Annotated in this window: 18 protein-coding genes; all 18 read right to left on the reverse strand. The window is 60.0% G+C overall.

Annotated elements, in window-relative coordinates; all coding sequences use genetic code 11:
• Positions 1–61 precede the first annotated feature (61 nt).
• A complete protein-coding gene (gene murB / locus ABG996_RS01185) occupies positions 62–973 on the reverse strand; it encodes a UDP-N-acetylmuramate dehydrogenase (protein WP_347478306.1) in 912 nt (303 codons plus the stop codon).
• 5 nt (positions 974–978) lie between these two features.
• Entirely contained in the window at positions 979–2,397 is a 1,419-nt protein-coding gene (murC, locus tag ABG996_RS01190; RefSeq protein ID WP_347478305.1) for a UDP-N-acetylmuramate--L-alanine ligase, read from the reverse strand.
• Between the two features lie 97 nt (positions 2,398–2,494).
• Positions 2,495–3,610: an undecaprenyldiphospho-muramoylpentapeptide beta-N-acetylglucosaminyltransferase gene (murG, locus tag ABG996_RS01195; protein WP_347478304.1), complete on the reverse strand. Its 1,116-nt coding sequence runs from the start codon at positions 3,608–3,610 to the stop codon at positions 2,495–2,497.
• Positions 3,600–4,961: a putative lipid II flippase FtsW gene (gene ftsW, locus ABG996_RS01200; RefSeq protein WP_347478303.1), complete on the reverse strand. Its 1,362-nt coding sequence runs from the start codon at positions 4,959–4,961 to the stop codon at positions 3,600–3,602. Before ftsW ends, murG begins: the two co-directional genes overlap by 11 nt.
• A gap of 167 nt (positions 4,962–5,128) precedes the next feature.
• Positions 5,129–6,535 carry a UDP-N-acetylmuramoyl-L-alanine--D-glutamate ligase gene (murD, locus tag ABG996_RS01205; protein WP_347478302.1) on the reverse strand — a complete coding sequence of 469 codons (1,407 nt, stop codon included), beginning with the start codon at positions 6,533–6,535 and terminating at the stop codon, positions 5,129–5,131.
• 9 nt (positions 6,536–6,544) lie between these two features.
• Positions 6,545–7,564, reverse strand: coding sequence for a phospho-N-acetylmuramoyl-pentapeptide-transferase (gene mraY / locus ABG996_RS01210; protein ID WP_006234262.1), 1,020 nt, complete (start codon positions 7,562–7,564; stop codon positions 6,545–6,547).
• 3 nt (positions 7,565–7,567) lie between these two features.
• A complete protein-coding gene (locus tag ABG996_RS01215; protein ID WP_148332212.1) occupies positions 7,568–8,992 on the reverse strand; it encodes a UDP-N-acetylmuramoyl-tripeptide--D-alanyl-D-alanine ligase in 1,425 nt (474 codons plus the stop codon).
• A gap of 127 nt (positions 8,993–9,119) precedes the next feature.
• Positions 9,120–10,820, reverse strand: coding sequence for a peptidoglycan D,D-transpeptidase FtsI family protein (locus ABG996_RS01220; RefSeq protein ID WP_347478301.1), 1,701 nt, complete (start codon positions 10,818–10,820; stop codon positions 9,120–9,122).
• 182 nt (positions 10,821–11,002) lie between these two features.
• Positions 11,003–11,473, reverse strand: a complete 471-nt coding sequence (locus ABG996_RS01225; protein ID WP_055309808.1) for a hypothetical protein — start codon at positions 11,471–11,473, stop codon at positions 11,003–11,005.
• Positions 11,474–11,563: 90 nt separating this feature from the next.
• A complete protein-coding gene (gene rsmH, locus ABG996_RS01230) occupies positions 11,564–12,529 on the reverse strand; it encodes a 16S rRNA (cytosine(1402)-N(4))-methyltransferase RsmH (protein ID WP_117584231.1) in 966 nt (321 codons plus the stop codon).
• Positions 12,530–12,549: 20 nt separating this feature from the next.
• Positions 12,550–12,984, reverse strand: coding sequence for a division/cell wall cluster transcriptional repressor MraZ (locus tag ABG996_RS01235; RefSeq protein WP_006234269.1), 435 nt, complete (start codon positions 12,982–12,984; stop codon positions 12,550–12,552).
• A 460-nt stretch (positions 12,985–13,444) separates the two neighbouring features.
• Positions 13,445–14,386, reverse strand: coding sequence for a site-specific tyrosine recombinase XerD (gene xerD, locus ABG996_RS01240; RefSeq protein WP_347478300.1), 942 nt, complete (start codon positions 14,384–14,386; stop codon positions 13,445–13,447).
• Between the two features lie 2 nt (positions 14,387–14,388).
• The gene (gene pyrG / locus ABG996_RS01245) at positions 14,389–16,050 is read right to left on the reverse strand and encodes a CTP synthase (RefSeq protein ID WP_347478299.1); all 1,662 of its coding nucleotides are present in this window, start codon (positions 16,048–16,050) and stop codon (positions 14,389–14,391) included.
• A 177-nt stretch (positions 16,051–16,227) separates the two neighbouring features.
• Positions 16,228–16,563 (reverse strand): helix-turn-helix domain-containing protein, encoded by a 336-nt coding sequence (locus ABG996_RS01250; RefSeq protein WP_347478298.1) that lies wholly within the window; start codon positions 16,561–16,563, stop codon positions 16,228–16,230.
• Positions 16,564–16,819: 256 nt separating this feature from the next.
• Positions 16,820–18,301 (reverse strand): DUF1846 domain-containing protein, encoded by a 1,482-nt coding sequence (locus tag ABG996_RS01255; RefSeq protein WP_022094206.1) that lies wholly within the window; start codon positions 18,299–18,301, stop codon positions 16,820–16,822.
• A 604-nt stretch (positions 18,302–18,905) separates the two neighbouring features.
• Positions 18,906–20,393, reverse strand: a complete 1,488-nt coding sequence (locus ABG996_RS01260) for a YfcC family protein (RefSeq protein ID WP_373094151.1) — start codon at positions 20,391–20,393, stop codon at positions 18,906–18,908.
• A 138-nt stretch (positions 20,394–20,531) separates the two neighbouring features.
• Complete coding sequence (gene argF, locus ABG996_RS01265) at positions 20,532–21,527, reverse strand: ornithine carbamoyltransferase (RefSeq protein ID WP_006234279.1); 996 nt, start codon at positions 21,525–21,527, stop codon at positions 20,532–20,534.
• A 105-nt stretch (positions 21,528–21,632) separates the two neighbouring features.
• Positions 21,633–21,722 (reverse strand): arginine deiminase family protein (locus ABG996_RS01270; protein WP_221696322.1); only part of this gene is annotated, 90 nt, incomplete at its 5' end.

Below are 21,722 nucleotides of genomic sequence, written 5' to 3' on the forward strand. Positions count from 1 at the left end.
TTGAGGTTTGGCAGGCGCGCCGGAACGCCCTCCGGCGCGGCGGAAGGTGGGTTTCGATGCTCTAGAAGCCGAGGAATTTAACTTCCGGTCTGAGCTCGATGCCATACGCCTCCCTCACCTTTCCATGCACATGTCTGATAACCGCGGCAACGTCATCGGCCGAGGCAGTTCCGTTATTAACGATAAAATTAGCGTGAACGGGCGAAACTTCCGCGCCGCCAATCGAAAAACCCTTTAATCCACAATCCTCGATAAGCTTGCCCACACTCGCATCGGGCGGGTTACGAAAGACCGACCCGCAGGATGCGCGACCCATGGGCTGCGTACGCTTGCGCCTCGTCAGGTACCGTTCCATGCGCTCGCGAATGTCGGCCTTGGGCGCCGGTTTAAGCTTGAGCACGCACTCGAGGATGATCTCATTGCGGGGAAGGCTACATTCGCGGTAGCCCCAAGTGATCTCGGACCCCGCATAATACTTGATACCGGATGCCGGGTCAAACGTTACGACATCCTCAACCAGCGAGCCAATCCACTCGGTCCGTGTGCCGGCATTCATAGATATCGCACCGCCAACCGAGCCAGGGATGCCAACGGCAAACTCAAGGCCCGAGAGGCTACGCGACAGGGCATCGTTGACCAGGCGCGCAAACATCACGCCCGCACCGACCGTCAGCGTACAACCGTCATCGGCAACAACCGTGCGCTGAAACTCACGTCCGAGCGAAATGACGGCGCCGCGATAACCGCCATCGGCAACCAGCAGATTGGAGCCCTTGCCGATGATGACCCACGGCACCTGCTCGCGATCGAGCACCGCCACGGCGCGGCGGAGGGCATGATAGCTATGGCACGTCACAAAGAGGTCGGCCTTGCCGCCGATACGATAGCTCGTATGACGCGCAAGGCGCTCGTCCTCAATCACATCCGTGTCGATCATGCCCGAGAGCGCCATGACGGCGTTAAACAGACCCATTAGACTTAAGCGTCTTTCTTGGCAGTCAGATACTCAATGAACTCGGGACCGACGGTCGTAACGTCACCGGCACCCATAGTGAGCAGCAGGTCGCCCTCGCCCACCATCTGCTCGAGCTCCTGATTGAGCTCAAGACGGCTGGAGCAGTACACGACCTCCTTGCCAGGATGCTTGGCGCGCACGGTATCGGCGAGCATCTTAGAGGTAACACCCGGAATGGGCATCTCGCCAGCCGAGAACACATCAATCAGCAGCAGTTTATCGGCATTGGCAAATGCATCGGCAAAGTCGTCGCACAGGGCCTGCAGACGCGAATAACGGTGCGGCTGGAACACGACGTCGACATGCTTGTAGCCCAGCGACGAAGCGGCAGCAAGCGTCGCCTTGATCTCGGTGGGGTGATGGCCGTAATCATCGACCACGGTGATGCCATCGATATCGCCCACGTGGGTAAAGCGACGGCGGACGCCCTCAAAGCTCGAGAGCGCCTTGGCGGCGGCGTCGATGTCAAGGCCCAGGACATGGGCGACGGTGAGCACCGCCGTGGCGTTGAGCATGTTGTGGCGACCGGGATTGCTCTTGATCTCCACAGCGTGCTCAGTGCCGTCCTCAAAGCGAACGATAAAGTCGCTCTGGATGCCCTTGACATCCGGGTGCATGCAGACGATGTCGTTGCTCTCGGCAAAGCCGTAGGAAAGCACGTGACGGCCCGTCGACTTGGCGAGCTCGACCAGATGCGGGTCCTCACCGCAGACGATGACGGTGCCGTCCTCGCCCACCAGGCTCATGAATTTGGCGAAAGTCGCCTCGATCTCCTCGATACCCGAGTAGTGATCGAGGTGGTCGGCCTCGACGTTGGTCACGATGACCACGTTGGGGTTCAGGAACAGGAAGGAGCTGTCGGACTCGTCGGCCTCGGCGACAAAGTAGTCGCCCGAGCCGTTCTTGCCGTTCGTGTCATAGCCCTCGACGATGCCACCGATCAAGAAGCTCGGATCCAGACCCATGCGGTCGAGCATGGTGGCGCACATCGAAGACGTGGTAGTCTTGCCATGCGTGCCGGCAACAGCGACGGTGGTGTAGCCGTGGCCCAAAGCAGAGAGCATCTTGGCACGGGGCCACACGGGAATACCAAGCTCGCGAGCGCGCACGAGTTCGGGGTTGGACTCCGGAATAGCGGTGGAGACAACAACCACGTCGGGCTTGACCTCGTCGATCGTGGCGGCCTCATGGCCCACATGCACCTTCACGCCAGCGCGGGTAAGCTGGCGGATATAACGTGACGTCTTAAGGTCGGAGCCGGTAACGGCATAACCGCGCTCGTGCAGAACGAGGGCGATGCCGCTCATGCCGGCGCCGCCGATACCGATAAAGTGGGCGCTCTTAAACTCGGGCGCGAAGGTTGCAGTCTGGGAATCAGCCATGTGCTCGTGTACTCCTTGCGTAAACACTGCCTGTAACCCATTAACTGTACCGCACCTACCGCATCAGCGCGAGGGCGACCGACGATATCCCGTCTAACTAACGCAAACCCTCTACCGCATCCGCCAGAAGAGCGGCGGCCCTATCCTGAGCCAGACCACGCGCCGCCTGACGCATGGCGTCGCGCGCCGCCGCGTCATCGACCAGATGCAGCAGCTCATCGGCAAAGGCAGAACCGTCGATATCGGCATCGGCGCAGAGCACGCCGGCCCCGGCGTCGACCAGATACCGGGCATTGGTGGTTTGGTGGTCGGCCGTCGCATGCGGATACGGCACGAGCACTGAGGGCACAGCGAGCGCAGCGATCTCGGCCACGCTCGATGCGCCCGAACGCGAGAGCACCAAATCGGCAGCAGCCAGCATATCGCCCATGTTGTCGATGTAAGGCTGGACGCGGTAACGCTTCGCCTCCTCGGGCGTCAGCGCCAAAGCGCGCTCGGTCTCCTCAAAGCCGTCGGCACCCGTCGAATGCAACACATAGAGGTTCTTGCGCGAAAGCAGCTCGTTTTTGAGCGAGACCACGCGCTCGTTGAGGTGCTGGGCGCCAAGTGAACCGCCAAAGACGAGCAGCAGCGTAGCGTCCTCGGGAACGCCAAGTGCCTTGCGGCCGCGAGCGCGATCGCCCTCGATCACCGAGCGACGTACGGGGTTGCCGGTCATGAGCACGTGGTCAGGGCCACCTTCGCGCTCAAAAACCGAACGCGCTGCCGGCACCGAGATGCACACGCGGGCGGCGTGGGAGTTCATCATCTTGTTGGCCAGGCCCGGAACAGAGTTCTGCTCATGCAGCAGATACGGAACGCCCGCGCCCTTGCACCACCCCAGCAGCGGAACCTCGACATAGGCACCAAAACCGATGGCGGCGTCGGGCTTGCCGACCTTTGAGAAATGACTGGCGAGCGCACGCTTGGCTTTGTTGACACGCCACAGCGAGGTCAGCGCCGTCCAAGGACGGGAGCGGTCGAAGCCCGTGACCGTAATGGGCACAAAATCAAACCCAGCCTCGGGGACCAGACGACCCTCGAGCTTGCGCGACTGGCCCACGAACACAACGTGGTGGCCACGATCACGCAGTTCTTCGGCCAAGGCGAGCGCGGGGTTGATGTGTCCTGCCGTGCCGCCGGCTGCAATAGCAACGGTCATTTTATCGGTCATGGTAGTCCCTTCGTACACGCGGTCCCTGGTCGTCGGTGCGCAGACGCGCCGACGGGTCCGAGTTCAAATCGATTCGATTATATCCGCCGCCCGCGTTGCGAGGGCTGGGGCGCTGAGGACGACCTTGCGGAGCCATTCGCGGGCGTGGACGAGCTGCCGGCTCGGATGGAGAACCATCAAGAACGGTAAAGCCGCTACGCGAAGGTCGTTCACCGCGCACATGGGCCACGCCGGCAGTGCTCTCGTCCATAACGGCAAAGCTCTCGCGGCGACGGTCGTACTCATCGCGACGGGCGCTCTCATACGAAACGCGCAGGATCAGACCGGCGAGCATAAGCGACACGATAATCGACGAACCGCCGTAGCTAATAAACGGCAACGGTTTGCCCGTCATGGGAAACACGTTGAGGATGCCCAGCGCGTTAATCAAAAACTGCACCGCGAGAATGACCGCGGAGCCAGACGCCATAAGCGCGCCCCGACGATCGGTCGCCTGCTCGGCAATGCGAAACGCCGAGTAGATCAGCATCGCAAACACCAAGAAGAACAGCACGGTTCCGACAAAACCGACTTCCTCGCCAATGATGGCCAGGATGTAGTCATTGTGCGCCTCGGGAAGATACGAGTACTTCATGGTTGAGTTGCCGATGCCACGGCCGAACAGACCGCCCGAGGCAAAGGCCATGATGGCAAGCGTGGCCTGATAGCCGTCACCATACTCGTCGGCCCAAGGGTTCAAGGCAACCTGAATGCGCACCATACGGTACGGCTCTGCGACAAGCGCAATCACGATCACGAGAATGCCGAAGATTAGCACGCCGATGATAAATCTGGGGTCGAGACCCGCAAACAACGCCATGCACATGAGGGTCAACAGGATGATCAGGACAGTACCGAAATCGGGCTGGATAAAGATCAGAAAGAGCGAAATACCCAGGTAGATGCCCATCTTGCGAAGGAATTCGTTGATGTTGCCACCGGGCGAAAAGAAGCGATCAAGCATGATGGCCGAATACGCAATGGCAAATGGCTTTAAAAACTCGGAAGGCTGGAACTGAATACCGGCGATGTTGAGCCAGCGCGTGGCGCCACGGCTGCCGCTGCCCACCAAGAACACCAGAAGCAGTAGCCCTATCATGCCGATAAGGAAGATCCTGAGCATATCCTCCCCAAACCAGCTGTCCGGCAAAACGCGCACGATGGCAATCAGCGCTAGAACACCGACCACGGCAAACGCGGCCTGTCGACCCAGAAAAAACGTCGCCGAGCCATTCTCGTGCAGCGCCTCGACCGAAGACGCCGAGTACACCATCAACAGGCCAAAGCATACCAAGGTAAACAAGCAGGCCATGAATATCAAACGGGGGCGCATGATACGGGCGGGAACGCCGGCAATATAGCGTTCGCTAAACGACTGCCCGCCGCGGCTGGAACGCGGTGTGATACGACGTGAGGAAGCACGGTCCGAGTCGGGCCTCCTCATACCTTGTCGGGGGCTCTCCTCTCTCACCGCAACCCCTATTCCATTTGTGATTTCGCTGCAGCGGCAAGCTGGGCCACGTAGTCCTTAAACACGCGGCCGCGCTCCTCATAGCCCGAGAACTCATCGAACGAAGAGCAGGCAGGAGAAAGTAAGATCACGTCACCACGGCTCGACAGCGAACGGGCGACGTCCACGGCGTCGCGTAGGTCATCCGCCTGGGCGATATCCACATCGCCATCGACATCGGCCTCGTCCATAGCGGCGGTGAAGCGCTCGCGCGCATCGCCAAAGCAGACGACCGAGCGCACGTTGTCCATAACGACGCGCGCGAAGTCCGTGAGCGGCGTGCCCTTATCGTGGCCGCCGAGCAGCAAGATCACGTCGTCATCGGGAAATGCCGTCAGTGCCTTCTCGACCGCATCGGTGTTGGTCGCCTTGGAATCGTTGACGTAGCGCACGCCGTCAATCTCGCCACACGGCTCCACGCGGTGCTCGAGCGGCTGGAACGAGGCAAGACCGCGGCAGACACCATCGACATCGGCACCGACCGCCAAGGCAGCCGTGGCGGCGCACAGGGCATTGATAACATTGTGATGGCCCGAGATCTTGAGCTCGGATGTAGCGATGAGCGGGGTCTCGACGCCCTTCAGGCGCACGACCATCTTGCCGTCGCGCACAAAGGCGGCATCCTCGCCCTCAGGCTCGTCAAAGGCAACCTTGCAGATGCGACGACCCGGCGTGTAGATGTACTCATCGAACTCGTGAATGCCGGCGTCTTCGACGTCGACAACCGCCAGATCGTCATCGACCATATTGTCAAACAGTTTGATCTTGGCAAGCGCGTAGTTCTTATGGCTCTTATGCCAGCCCAAGTGGTCGGGAGTGATGTTGAGCAGCACCGCCACGCGGGGGTGGAGCTCGGTTGTCGTAGCAATCTGATAGCTCGAGAGCTCAGCCACAAACCACTCGTTGTGGGCTCGGCCGTCAATCTCGTTGACCGGCGGCTCGCCGATGTTGCCGACAGCTACGCTGGCCTCACCAGCAGCCTTGAGCAGATAATCAGTCAGCGACGTGGTAGTCGTCTTGCCGTTGGTACCCGTAATGGCAATCCAGTTATCGGGCGACAGGCGATAGGCTAACTCGGGCTCACCCATAATCTGGGCGGCATGCTCGCGCCCGGCCTTAAAGAAGCCCGAGAACTCCGAGATGCCCGGGCACGTCACGCATACGTCATAGGCGCCCTCGACCTGTTCGGTCCCATAGACAAACGACGCACCAGCAGCCTCGAGCGCACGCGTGGCGTCATTGGGCTCAGAGGTGCCGCCGCCATACACGGTAACGGCGCTTACGCGCTCGGGATGTGCCAGCGCCCAGCGGGCGACATCGAGACCGGATTTGCCCTGACCCAAAACGAGCAGGCTAAAGACATCAGCAAGAGGCATGAAAGACCACTATCCCAACTGGAAGAACAGAGCAAGGCCAACGGCACCAAAGGCCGCAGCGATAATCCAAAAACGGATGACGACCTTGGTCTCGGCCCAGCCCTTCTTTTCGAAATGATGATGGATGGGCGCCATAAGGAAGACGCGCTTGTGCGTAAAGTGGAAGTAGACAACCTGAATCATGACCGACAGGGTCTCAACGATAAACAGGCCGCCGATGATGAGGGAGACGACCTCGGTGTTGGTCATGATGGACGTGCAGGCAAACGCGGCGCCCAGGGCAAGCGAGCCGGTATCGCCCATAAAGATGCTCGCCGGATAGCAGTTGAACCACAGAAAGCCCAAGCAGGCACCGGCACACGCGGTGCAGAAGATGGACAGGTTCACGTCTCCGTGCAAAAACGCCATGGCGGCCATGGCGAGCATGGCAATCATGGAGGTGCCGCCAGCAAGACCGTCAAGGCCATCGGTCAGGTTCACGGCATTAGAAAGACCGGCGATCATCAGCCAGCAAAAGACAATGTAGAGCCACGGGAACGAAAGGCCACAGATGGTGGTCGAAAGAACACCGAGGTCAATCGTCAGGCCGCCGGGAAAACGAATCTCGGGGGCGACGCCGCACCAGTTGACGGCAAGTACCGTAAAGGTGACACAGATAATGGTTAGGCCGATCATCTTGGCATGGGGCGTCAGACCGAGCGAGCGCCCGTGCGTAACGGAGGTCAGGTCGTCGATCAGGCCCAGCACGCCGGTCGCCAGCGTGGCGAGCAGCACGAGCACGAGCTCGGTGGTGAGCTTGCCCATCAGCAGGCAGGTCAGCGAGATCGCGACGAGGATGACAACGCCACCCATGGTGGGCGTTCCCTGCTTAACCAAATGACGCTTGGGGCCGTCGGCACGAACCTGCTGGCCGATACCCTCGACCTTGAGCAGCTTGATCCACCACGGCATGAGCAGCAGCGCAATGGCAGCGGCGATGCCAAGCCCCAAAAAAGCCTGATACGTTGGATACGAGGGATTGCCGAACATGGGCTAGCACACACCTTCCACAAAGCGGTCGAGCTCAACAAAGCGGGAACCCTTGACCAGTACAACATCATGTTTTTCAAGCGCGCCGCCCATGCGGTCGAGCACCTGCTGATAATCGGAGAACACCTGGATGCGGTCCTCGTCCATACCCATCATGCGCGCGGCATCGGCCATAAGCTGGGCCAGCTCACCACCCACGCACGCCAGCATGTCGAGCTTCTTGGCGGCGGCATAGGCGCCCACGAGCTCATGCATGCGAGGAGCCTCATCGCCCATCTCGCCCATCTCGCCCAGGATCGCCATGCGAGACCCCGTGCACGAAAGCGAGCACAGTAGATCGAGGCCAGCAGCCATGGATTCGGCACTGGCGTTATAGGAATCGTCGATGACGCGGGCACCGCTCTTGGCGCGCTTGATCTCCTGGCGGTGACCGGTGATCGTGAGGCCCCTAAAAGCAGCATCGATCTGCTCGGGCGTCACGCCCAGGCGATAGGAAACCGCGGCGGCCTTAACGGCATTAGGAACGGACTGCACGCCGGGGATGGCAAGCATGGTATCGATCGTCTCACCCTGGCCAAAATCGAGCGTAAAGACCGGACGTCCCTCGTCATCAACACGAATGTCGCGGGCACGGACCTCATCGTCGTCCGAGACGCCGGCCAGCATCACGTCGATACCAGCAGGCTGGGCGAACGTATCGCGAATGAACGGCGTAAAGTCGTCCTCGCCACCCAAAACCAGCAGCGGCAAATAGTCGCCGGCGGCGCACATACCCTGGACGATCTCGGACTTGGCGCGGGCGATGTTCTCGCGGCTGCCCAAAATACCGATATGAGAGGTGCCGATCTTGCTCACGATGGCAAAGTTGGGATTGGCGGACTGGGAAAGGCGCTCGATCTCGTGGAAATGGTTCATGCCCATCTCGAGCACCAGGACCTCGGTATCGGCCGGAGCGGAAAGCACCGTGAGCGGCATGCCGATCAGGTTATTGAAATTGCCCTTGGTGGCCCAGACACGATAGCGCTTGGCGAGCACAGCGGCTAGCACGTCCTTGGTCGTCGTCTTGCCGATGGAACCGGTAATGCCAACGACCAGGCAGCCAAGCTCCAGGCGATACGCGTGCGCCAAACGCAGCAGAAACTCCTCGGGATCATCGGTCAGCAGGATGGCGCATCCTTTGTCCTGCGCCAGCGAGACCAGCTCGGCCTCGGGCTCACGCGTCATCACGACGGCGCCGGCACCCGACTGGACGGCACGGGAAGCAAAATCATTGCCGTCGACGTTTTCACCGGGAAAGGCGACGAAAATTGTCCCTTCCTCGACCTGGCGCGAGTCGATAACGCACCCGCGGCATACCCGATCGGCTTCTCCCGTCACGGTTCGGGCCCCTGTTGCGGCCACGAGGTTGTTGACGGCGATCTCTATCATTGCAGCTCCCCTGTAAACCTAATAATGCTATCGGCGTATTGTATCCCAGCGCCGCGCATGCGTGGTGCAGGGCATGTGAACACCCCTCATATGGGACAACAAACCACGCCCCAAAGATTGTAACCCCCTACTTCGTGCGCGGGATACCCAGCACGTCGAGCGCGTTGGCCATAATGGACTGGAACGGCACCGCAGCGGCATCTGAGCCGCTCGGCGTTCCGTCGAGCGTGATATAGCACAGCACCTTGGGCGATTGTGCCGGTGCAAAGCCCATAAAGGACGACATGTAGTTCTCCTTGAGGTAGCCGCCGTTCTCGTCGGCTCGTTCGGCCGTACCGGTCTTACCCGCCACGTCATAGCCGTCAACCGCGCCGCCAACGCCCGTTCCCTCGGACACGACCGTCTGCATGCACGATGTCACCTGGGATGCGGCGTCCTCCGAAATCGCGCGCTCGCCTTCACCCCAGTCCTTCTCGTCGCCTTTGCTGGACTTATAGAAGTGCGGTGTCATCATCACGCCGCCGTTGGCGATGCCGCCCACGGCACGTGCGATCTCAATCGGCGAGACGGACAGTGCCTGTCCAAAGCTCATCGAGCCCAGCGTGGCGCCGTCATACTGGTCACGCTCCTTGACGATACCCAGGCTCTCTCCCGGAAAATCGACACCCGAGCTGTGACCGATGCCCCACTTGTCCACATAGGCGGCAAAGTCGTCGGCACCGATCTTGCGCCCCACCAGGACAAAGCCCACGTTGGACGAACGGCGCATCATCTCGCGCACATCCATGGTCATGGCATAGTCGCGCTTGTCGGCATCGGTGACGGTATCGTCACCCACCTTAATGCTCGCCGGCACCTCAAACGACGTACTCGATCGCACGACGCCCAAGTCGAAGCCGGCGCCCGCCACGAGCGTCTTAAAGACCGAGCCGGGCTCGTAGGCGTCGGTGACCAGGCGCAGATTCATATCCTCGGTCTTGGCATTCTCCAGATCGGTCTGGTCGTAGGTCGGGTACGAGCAGGCTGCCAAAATCTCGCCTGTCGTAGGATCGGTGACCAGCGCCGAGCCGTTCTTGGCCTTAGTCTTCTCAACTGCCTCTGCCAGGGCATCCTCGGCCGCACGCTGGATATTGACGTCGAGCGTCGTCACGATATCAACGCCGTCGACCGCAGCCACCTTTTTATAGGCACCGCCCGCGATATAGCTGCCGTCCCTCGCGCGCTCGCGTACGAGAGAACCGTTCGTGCCGGTCAGAAGCTTGTTGTATTGCTTTTCGAGACCCGTCAAGCCGTCGTTGTCTACATTCACTACACCCAGCACCTGCGATGCCAGATTGCCGTATGGATATACGCGCTTCATGGCCTGCTCAAAAAGCACGCCGGGCAGGTTCTTCTTCTCCAGCGCCGCAACATCGTCTTCGTCCACCTGGCGCTTGATATACACCCAGGTTCCATCGGACTCAACGAGCTTGCGGCAGGTCTTTTTATCGATTCCAGTTGCCTTGACCAGCGCCGACACCGTCTTGTCAACATCCTCGACAAGCTGCGGGTTCACGGCGATGTTGCGACATTCGACCGACGACGCCAACACGTTGCCGTTGCGGTCGTAGATGGTGCCGCGTTTGGCATAGAGGGTCTGCGCAAGCAGGCGGCGCGCATCGGCACGCTCGCGCAGTTTATCGGCTTCGACAATTTGATAGTCGGCAAGGCGAAAGACGCCCAAGCCCAAGCCAAGCCCGATGAAGCCCATGACGGCTTTGCGGCGAGGCAGAGGTGCGCCTGTGAGCCATTCGGTCGACGAACTCTTGCGCGACCTGGTGTTATGCACTTGAGGGTCGCCCGAGCCGCGAAGTCGCGACGCCGGGTCGTTGCCACGGGACTGCCCGGCGTTGTAAGATTGCCGACCCGTTCCTTGATAACCAGAACGTCCCCGCGACGAGGGACGTCCAGAACCGCGGCCCCCATCGGAACCGCGGCGATAGTCATTTGTCATACTCAGCTACCGTCTTGCTACTGAGCGGTCGCGGTCGCGTTGGCGCCCGCGGCTGCATCCTGCGAAAAGTCAAGTGTAACGCTCTCGCTGGGCTCCACCATGCCATAAGCGCCCGCAAGGTCGCGAATGCGCGTGTCGGCGCCATAGACCGAATGCATGACCTCCAGGTCGGAGCTCTCATCGGTCGCCTTTTCGAGCGTGCTGGTAAGCTCGGCGTTGCTGTTGAGCACCTGGGCCGTAACGCCGGCGAGCGCCACGCGGGCGACGCCGATCGTCATGAAGATAGCCGCAATGATGCAAAACGTTTTAAGAACGCTCATGAAAACCGGGCTTACCGCCTGGTTTGCCTGACGGCCCGCGCCCGTGTAGACATCAAAGCGCGGCGCGCGCTGCTCACGGGGAGCAACGGGGGCCTGCGGCGTCTCACGATAGGCGGGCATGGCGTTCATATCATAGGCGAGTGCTGCGCTTGAAGTGTTGTAGCCCATGATATGCCGCCTCCCATCCCGAGTACGTTGGTAGTGTGTTTAAGCTTCGTTTATGGTGCGAGCGGGAGGTCCAATATCGCGCGGTCGCGCCTACAGACGCTGCGCCACGCGGATTTTGGCTGATCTCGCCCGAGGGTTGCGCTCAACCTCATCAGGCTGGGCAACCAAGGGTTTGCGGGTGATGACCTTGAGTATCGGCACGTTGCCGCACACGCACACCGGAATCTCCGGCGGACACGTGCACCCCTGGCTCATCTCCTTAAAGTGGTTCTTTACGATACGGTCCTCGAGCGAGTGATACGAGATGACGCAGATACGTCCGCCCGGGTTGAGCCACCTGGTGGCGGCATCAAGCCCTCGTTCGAGCACATCGAGCTCGTGATTGACCTCGATGCGAATGGCCTGGAAACTTTTCTTGGCCGGGTGTCCGCCATGCCGACGAGCGGCAGCCGGGATACCCGCCTTGATGATCTCGACAAATTGGCCGGTGGTTTCGATCGGTTCTTGCTCGCGGCGGCGCACGATCTCGCGCGCGATCTGCGAGGCGAACTTCTCTTCGCCGTAGACGCGTAGAATCCGGGCGAGGTCGTGTTCGTTATAGGTGTTGATGACCTCAGCTGCGTTTAAGGTGTTATTGCCCGGATCCATCCGCATGTCCAATGGGGCGTCCTCGTTATACGAAAAGCCCCTGCCAGGGATATCGAGTTGCGGTGACGAAACGCCCAAGTCAAACAGGAAGCCATCGACCCCGGGCACCTCGGCCGAGCAAAGCAGCTCGTCCAAGTCGCCGAAGTTGCCCTTCAGCAGCTGGTGCGGGACGCCGGGAACCTCGCGGTCCAGACGGGCGCCAGCGGCCTCGAGGGCCATGTCGTCCTGATCGACGCCGAGCAAAAGGCCCGTCTCCCCCACCTGCGCGGCCATCTTTACCGAATGGCCGGCACCGCCAAGGGTGCAATCGCAGACAACGGAGCCGCTCTTTAGCTGCAGCGACTCAAGTACTTCGCCGAGCATGACAGGTTCATGCCGATATTCTTGTGTCAAGATCCCACGCTCCATCCGTTACTCGTGCCTTGCCCTTACGAGAAGAAGAGGTCAAGCAGAGCCTCGTCGTCATCGTCCTCATCGGCCGCGGCGCGGTCCCAAACCTCAAGGTGGTCGTAGTTACCCACAACCGTGACCTCGCGGTCGAGGTTCGCCTGCTTGCGGAGAGACTCAGAAAGACCGATACGACCGGCGCTGTCCACATCCATCGACGTGGTGCGCTTGTTGATCGCCCTCATGAGCTTCTGGTCGTTGATGTCACGCGGGTTAAAACCCTCGTGGCCCTCACGACCCGCGAAGAGTCCTTCGACCCACTTATCGAAGGCCTCGGCAGAGAACACGTACAGAGCATCGACATCCAGGGCTTTGAACACGCGAACGTGCTCTCCAAGCTCCTCGCGAAGGGGTGCAGGCAGGGACAGGCGACCTTTTGCATCGAGATTGCGCTCGTATGCACCAGTCATTCCCATGTGCGCCCTCCCCTCGGTTACTCAGATGGCACGTACGCGGGGAACCACCCCGCCTGTCGACGTCATTAATAATATGGGGAACCGCCCCATTTTTCAACACCTTTCCCCACCCCTTCCCCCACCCCGCCCCACTACTCCATCCCCTAACTATTGGGCACCACCCCCGAGCATATGTTCGAAAACACAATATGTTGTGTTTAACGCAAAGGCGAGATGCCACCTGTAGCACCCCGCCTTTCAACCTCAACCTTCAAGTTGACCTTGAGGCGAATTTTATATCCCTTTACACGCCGTTCACATCGCCCCCAAACTCCCCCATGCACGGTATGCGCGCCCCACCGCGACATTGGCCGACGGCGCAAAATGGGGCGGACCCCCGATTGCCAAAACGTGTGCAACAGCACGTTCCAGCAATCGAGGGTCCGCCCTTGATAGCATGTAATTGCAGCTCGGCAGCGTATTAGCGATGCGCCAGCGGGTGGGCCGCCAGGTAAACCTCGGTCAGCTGTGTACGATCGACATGCGTGTAGACCTGAGTGGTCGATATATCGGCGTGCCCCAAGATCTCCTGCAGCACGCGAAGGTCCGCACCGCCCGCAAGCATGTGAGTGGCAAAGGAGTGGCGCAACGTGTGCGGATGGAGGCCCACCAACCCCACCTGGCGCCCGTAGCGCTCGCATATGACGTGAACACCCTGACGCGACAGACGCCCGCCGTTCTTGTTTAAAAAAACCGCCGGCGTCTCTGTCCCACGGGCGTGAACCGCCAGAAGCTGGCGTCCATCGCATATATAGCGCGTCAGGGCACGCGCCGCACTTCCCACCAAAGGGGCCAGACGCTCCTTGGAGCCCTTGCCGCGAACCAGCACAAAGCCGTCATCGACATGGATATCACTCACATCGAGCCCCACCAGCTCGCTCACGCGCAGGCCGCACCCATACAGCACTTCCAAGATGGCGCGATCGCGCAGACCCATCTCTCCATCGGGAAAATCCTGGTCAAGCAGCGCCGAAACATCCTCCACCGAAAGGCACTCCGGCAGGCGCTCGGCCTTTTTTGGCAAGCGCAATGCCGCCGTGGGATTTTGGGCCACGGCCCCATCGCGCACCAGAAAGGCATGCAGACCTTTGACGGCCGCAAGCGCGCGCTCCACCGAAGCGTCGGAATAGCCCCCGTCGCGCCGATCGGCGATAAAATCCTCGACGACCCGCCGGCTCACTTCCTCAAAGGATGCAATACCCGTCCGCTCCAGATAGGCACAGTAGGTCGTCAGATCTCGGCGATAGGCGGCAATCGTGTTACGCGCCAAGCCCCGCTCGACTGCAAGGTAATCAAGAAACTCCCCCGCCGCCACAGCGAGCGACGAAGGAGCTTCTTCGATATGTTCCCTGTTCGACGGCAACCTTAGTCCGTCGCACGATTCATGGGCGTCACCTGTAGGCGATCGACACCCTCATGCTGGCCAATCGAGGCGCGCACGAACTCACGGAACAGCGGCTGAGGATTGGTGGGGCGGCTCTTGAACTCGGGGTGGGCCTGAGTGGCCACGTACCACGGGTGCACGTCGCGCGGCAGCTCGACCATCTCGACCAGACGCTCATCAGGCGAAAGGCCCGAGATGACAAGACCGGCGTCCTCGAGCTGATCGCGGAAGGCATTGTTGAACTCAAAACGGTGACGGTGGCGCTCGTAGACAAGTTCCTCGCCATACGCCTCACGCGCGAGGGTATCGGCAGCGAGCTTGCATGGATAGGCGCCCAGGCGCATGGTGCCGCCCTTCTCGGTCACGTCCTCCTGCGAGCTCATCAGGTCGATTACGCTATACGGACCGTCCGGATCAAACTCGGAGGAGCTGGCACCGGCAAGGCCGACAACGTTGCGGGCGAACTCGCACACGGCAACCTGCATACCCAGGCAAATGCCCAGATACGGAATCTTGTGCTCGCGAGCAAACTCGGCAGCAAGGATCTTGCCCTCCAGGGCGCGCTTGCCAAAGCCGCCGGGAACCAGGATGCCCGATGCGTCGCCCAGAACCTCGTTGACGTTTTCGGCATCGAGGCTCTCACCATCGACCAGCTGCACATCTACGTGACGATCGTAGAAAACGCCCGCGTGATGCAGGGCCTCGATAACCGACAGATATGCATCGGGAAGCTGGGTGTACTTTCCCACGACGGCAACCTTAACCTTATCGGCGTGATGGTTGGCATGATTCTGCTTGCGCAGGAACTCATTCCATTCGCTCATATCGCGCTCGCGCGGATCGAGGCCAAGGCGCTCGCAAATGCGCAGGTCAAAGTCCTGCTCAGCGAGCAGCTGCGGCACGTCGTAAATGCTCGCGCAGTCCTCGTTGGTAAAGACGCAGTCTGTGTCGACGTCGCAGAAACTTGCGATCTTGCCGCGGATAGCGTCGTCAATATGGTGATCGGAGCGCAGCACAATAATGTCGGGCTGGATACCAAAGCTGCGCAGCTCCTTGACGGAGTGCTGCGTGGGCTTGGTCTTAACCTCGTGTGCGGCGGCGATATAGGGAACGAGCGATACGTGGATGTAGCAGACGTTCTCGGGACCGGCCTCCTTGCGGTACTGGCGGATAGCCTCCACAAACGGCTGCGACTCGATGTCGCCGATCGTGCCGCCCAGCTCGGTAATGACAACGTCGGAGCCGGTCTGCTCCTCGATGCGGCGGAATTTGTCTTTGATGGCATTAGTAACGTGCGGAATCACCTGGACGGTGCCGCCCAAAAAGTCACCGCGGCGCTCGCGGGCAATCAGGCTCTTGTAAATGGCGCCCGTCGTAAAGTTAGAATCGCGGGTCAGGTTCTCGTCAATAAAGCGCTCGTAGTGGCCCAGGTCCAGATCGGACTCGTAGCCGTCCTCGGTCACAAAGACCTCACCGTGCTGGAACGGACTCATGGTACCGGGGTCGACGTTCAGATACGGGTCGGCCTTTTGCATCGTTACCTTGTAGCCGCGTGACTTGAGCAGACGGCCCAATGAGGCCGCGGTGATACCCTTGCCTAGGGACGAAACCACGCCACCGGTTACGAACACATGCTTGGTCATATTGAGTTACCTGCGCTTCCCGTAGAAGTTGTCCATACACATCTTACGGGTCTTCATTGTAATACTCGGACCGCAAGCCGTTCGTATCTTTTCTCGCGCGCGCTCGCATTTCTCAATCTCGAAACAAAACGCCGACCGGGGCCCGAGCGGCGTCACAACAACTTAGGCGACAGATCGCTACCGATCGGCAAGCTCGTCTCCGAGCATATCCTGAACGAGCATACCCGCGCGGATGCCCTTTAGATACCACCCGCCGCGCTCGGTAAGGCAAATACCATTTGCAAGCTGGCCGCCATCCTCGCTATATCGCGAAACGACCTCGATCAAGCCATCAGAATCCAAACGTTCAATTGCGGCACGGGCTCGATACGGAGACACCCCAACGTGCTCCGCAAGCGTTTTGCGCGAGAAACCATATGTCCCGCCACTTTCGGATTGCTGGGCGATCTCCATCAACACCAGCACTTCGACACGCTTCATATCGTTGACACTCGCACGACCCTTGCCCGCCATGGCAGCCTCCTCTAACCGAGCACGAGCATCCAGCGCGCCGTGCACGACCGACACACCTCACGATGGCAGGTAATATCCATCATGCGGCATCCCGCTAAGGATGAAACAGTTACGGTTATTTTATACCGCTCAAATTGTTTCTAAGCAGGTAAACGGCTATTTTTCGCCGAAATAGACGCTTTATTGATCAAAAAGCCGTACCGGGCGCTAACCCGATACGGCCAAAATGCAATGCAATTACCGCGGTACTTCAAACTTATCGATGGAAGAAACCGCGGCGCTCAAACTTGGGCTCGCAGCACACGTTGATGCCCAGTTTGCGCAACACCGTCTCGTCCGTCGGCGAGATAATCACGCTAAAGAAGGCATCGCAACCGCGCAGCTGCTCCAGGCCCGAAAGGACACGAGCGGCCGTCTCGCTCGTAGCCGAGGTAATTGACAACGCCATAAGCGTCTCGTCGGTGTGGAGACGCGGGTTTTTGCTGCCCAGGAAGTGCGTCTTAAGCTTGCTGATGGGCTCGATCGCCTCGTCGCTGATGACTTCAAGCTCAAGGTCGACGCCCGAGACATGCTTGAGAGCGTTCATGATCAGCGAGCTCGCGGCGCCCAGGCGCGTGGAGGTCTTACCGGTCACCACGGAGCCATCGGGCATGACCATGGCACCCACGGGACCGCCCGTCAGTTGCTCCCTGGTAAGGGCAGCCGAGCGCGCCGGCGAGTAGTTCTTATCGATGCCGGCTTTCTTCATAATAATCTTGAGACGGTCGACTTGCTCATCGCCCACGCCGGTGCGGCGCACATTTTCGACCGCGGTAAAGTAGCGGCGGACGATCTCCATCTTGGAAGCGTCGCGGCAGGCATCGTCATCGGTAATGGCAAATCCAACCATGTTGACACCCATGTCCGTAGGGCTCTGATAGGGGCTCTTGCCCAGGATCTTTTCCATCAGGGCACGGACCACCGGGAAGGCCTCGACGTCGCGGTTGTAGTTGACCGTGGTCTTGTTGTAGGCCTCAAGGTGGAAGGAATCGATGATGTTGGCATCGTCGAGGTCCGCCGTGGCGGCCTCGTAGGCAATATTGACCGGATGCGTCAGAGGAAGATTCCAGACCGGGAAGGTCTCAAACTTGGCATAGCCGGCGGCGGTACCGTGCTTATGCTCGTGATACAGCTGCGAGAGGCAAGTGGCGAGCTTGCCCGAGCCAGGGCCGGGTGCCGTCACGACAACGAGCGGACGCGTGGTCTCAACGAACTCGTTCTTGCCGTAGCCTTCGTCAGACACGATCAGATCGACGTCGTGCGGATAGCCCTCGATGGGATAGTGCAGCTTGGCGGGAATGCCGAGTGCATTCAGACGATTGCGGAAGACGTCGGCAGCGGGCTGACCGGCATACTGCGTGATAACCACGGCCGCGACAGCAAAACCGTTGCCGCGGAACAGATCGACCAGGCGCAAGACGTCCTCGTCATAGGTAATGCCCAGGTCGCCACGGGCCTTGTTCTTCTCGATATGGTTTGCATTGATTGCGATGATGACCTCAACATCATCGGCAATGCTCTTGAGCATGCGGAACTTGCTGTCCGGTTCAAAACCCGGCAGCACGCGGCTGGCATGATAGTCATCGAACAGCTTGCCGCCAAACTCCAAATAGAGCTTACCGCCAAACTGCGAGATGCGCTCCTTAATGTGAGCAGCCTGCAGCTCGATATACTTCGCGTTGTCGAAACCCTGACGCATGTATGGCTCCCGTCCCGTTTCCATTTAATGTCCTAGGCGATTATAACGGAGCAGACCCTCCCCGATGCCCAGGCCATCAACAGGCATGAACCAAACATGCCATCGATAAGTTGCGTTGGAATAGTTCCTGTTTAACCCCTCAAGACGGCCAAACAGGAACTATTCCACCGCAACTTCCCCTTTTGGCGCAAAGTAACCTCACACCTTTGCACCAACAACAGAAACGTCGCGGGCAGAGAACGGACAGCGAACGGGCACCAGAGCGAGCAAACAGCCCCCTGCACCAATAAGGGGAACATCGCAGGTGGAGCATGAGTCAGCGAGCGACGTCCAGGACGTACAAGTTGGCATGAAAAAGGCAAGGCATAGACCTTTTGGTCATGCCTTGCCTTTTGAATGACAAATTGTCGTCCTGGACGGCGCGCAGCGTCGACTGGTTGCGCGGTTCGTAGAACCGCGCAACATAAGTGCGCCCCCTCCCGCGCACGGAACGGGAGGGGGCTAAAGGTAGGAGTCTACCGGTGGGTTGACCCCACCGGACAGACGATGACCAGGTGATCCTTTACAGGATCGTCAAGGTTTCCGTGGGGTACCCGTTGGGTACTTAGAGCAACACGCAGGCGACGGTCAGGATGATGGCGCAGACGACGGAGAGCGCGACGATGAGCTTAAGGGCAAACTTGAGCCAGGTCGTCCACTCGATCTTGGCCAGGGCGAGACCGCCCATGATGGCGCCGGAGGTCGGGGTGAACAGGTTCACGACACCGATGGCGGCGGAGAAGATCATGACCATGACCTCGGGCGAGAAGCCGAGCTTAACAGCCAGCGGTCCCATGATGGGCATGGAAACGGTGGCCATACCGGAGGTCGAGGGGATCAGGAAGGACAGGCCGAAGTAGACCAGGAAGCTCATGGGAGCGAAGATCACGCCGGACAGGCCAGCCAAGGCATTGGCGGCAGCGTCGAGAACGTAGACGTCGAGGCCGGTGTTAGCCATGAGGACGGAGATACCGCGGGCGAGGGCGATGACGAGAACAACGGACATCATGTCGGCAGCGCCGGTGATGAAGGTGTTGACGATCTGCTTCTCGGACAGGCCACCGATGATACCGATCAGGACGGCCATGAGGAAGAACCAGGTGGAAGCCTCGTCGAAGTACCACTGGCCAATGGGCAGGCCGGTGATCAGGGCAGACCAGCCCTGGACGACGGCGTTACCGTCGGCGTCGTAGACAGCGCCAGCGTCGAAGAAGTTGGCGACGCCCTCGTTGAGGTCGGCCAGCGGAATGAAGCCGACGATCATGACGACGAAGGTGAAAGCAAAGGCAATCAGAACACCCTTCTGACGACCGGTGAGCTTGACCTCATTGTGAACCTCGGAAGCAGCCTTGCCGTGAGCCTCTTCGGCGTCCTTGAGCTCCTGCATCGAAAGGATGGTGGAACCCTTGTCAGCCTTGACCTTCTTGGCATAGCTCATGACGAAGAAGATGGACATGGCAGTGGTAACAATCCACAGGACGGCACCGAGGCCGATGATGATGGACTGGTTGACCTCAATGCCAACGCCGGTCAGAGCGTCGACGGCAGCGCCGACGGCGAACGGGTTAACCGTGGAGCCCAGGCAGCCGCAGCCAGCGCCGAGCAGGACGGTGGCGGCGCCAACCATCGGGTCGAAGCCGGCAGCCATCATGGTTGCGGCGAGCAGGGCGTAGAAGGGAACGGTCTCCTCGCACATACCATAGGTGGTACCACCGAGGGAGAAGATGAGCATCAGCACGGGAATGAGCATGATCTCGTTGCCCTTAAGCTTCTGCACCAGGACGGCGATGCCGTTGTCCAGAGCGCCGGTCTCGGTCATCATGCCGAGGAAGCCGCCCAGGATCATAACGAAGAGGCAGACGGGCAGAGCGTCAGCGAAGCCCTTAATCGGGGCGGTGCAGAAATCGCTCAGACGGGCGGCAGTAACCGCGCCGCCGGACGTGCCGGAGACGATAACGGTAATCACTGCAACAATTGCCAGCAGAGCAAGAAGAATGGTGAACGATGAAGGCATACCGCGCTTTTTCTTAGCGGTCTCAGTCATAGTTCTCATCCCCCCTTCATAAATCATTTACTGATCTCGCCCGAAGCGGCTCTTCCGTGCCGTGCCTGCCGCCTGGTGCGAGATATTTACCAGACAAAGCCGCTCGGGGTGTGCAGCAATACACCCCGAGCGAGATGCTAGATGCTCTTACTTGAGCGTGGCGTACATGACAGCCTTGATGGTGTGCATGCGGTTCTCGGCCTCGTCGAAGACCTTGGAAGCAGGGCTCTCGAAGACCTCGTCGGTGACCTCCTGCTCGGTGATGCCGAACTGCTCGCACTTCTCGGCGCCAATCGTGGTGTTGGTGTCGTGGAAGCTGGGCAGGCAGTGCAGGAAGATGGCACCCGGGTTGGCCATAGCCATGACCTCGGAGGTGACACGATACGGGGTGAGCTGAGCGATGCGCTCGGCCCAGACCTCGTCAGGCTCGCCCATGGAGACCCACACGTCGGTGTAGATAACGTCGGCACCGGTGACGCCGTCCTTGACGTCAGTGGTCAGCTTGATGGTGCAGCCGTTAGCCTCGGCAATGGGCTTGCAGGCCTCAATGACGTCGTCAGCGGGCATGCACTCCTCGGGGCCGCAGGCCACGAAGTTCATGCCGAGCTTGGAGCAGACAACCATGAGGGAGCGAGCAACATTGTTCTTGCAGTCGCCCATGAAGACGAGGGTCTTGCCCTTGATGTCGTAGTTGAAGTTCTCCTGGACGGTCAGGATGTCGGCGAGCATCTGGGTGGGGTGCCACTCAGTGGTCAGGCCGTTCCACACGGGCACGCCGGACTTAGCAGCGAGCTCCTCGACGTCGTCCTGGGCAAAGCCACGGAACTCGATGCCGTCATACATGCGGCCGAGAACGCGGGCGGTGTCCTCGATGGACTCCTTCTTGCCCATCTGCGACGAACCCGGATCGAGGTAGGTGACGCCCATGCCCAGATCCATGCCGCCGACCTCGAAGGCGCAACGGGTGCGAGTGGAGGTCTTCTGGAAGAGCAGAACGATGTTCTTGCCCTCGAGATAGCGGTGCGGAACGCCAGCGCGCTTCATATCCTTGAAGTTCTTAGAGAGCTTGAGCAGGTACTCGATCTCCTCGGTGGTGAGGTCGAGAAGCTTGAGGAAGCTACGGCCGGAGAGGTTAACACCCATGGTTCGTTTCCTTTCGAAAAAATGAATTACGTAAGTATTAGTGTCACCCGTTTGACGGGCGAAGCCGGTGCGGCTGTAGGGAGACCGCACCGGAAACGGAAAGACTTAGAGGTCCTCACGCCAGAAGGGCATGCTCATGCAGCGCGGGCCGCCGCGGCCGCGGGAGAGCTCGGCAGAGGGCACGACGAGAAGGTC

The organism is Collinsella aerofaciens, from assembly GCF_039836695.1.
Classification (GTDB): Bacteria; Actinomycetota; Coriobacteriia; order Coriobacteriales; family Coriobacteriaceae; genus Collinsella; species Collinsella aerofaciens_BD.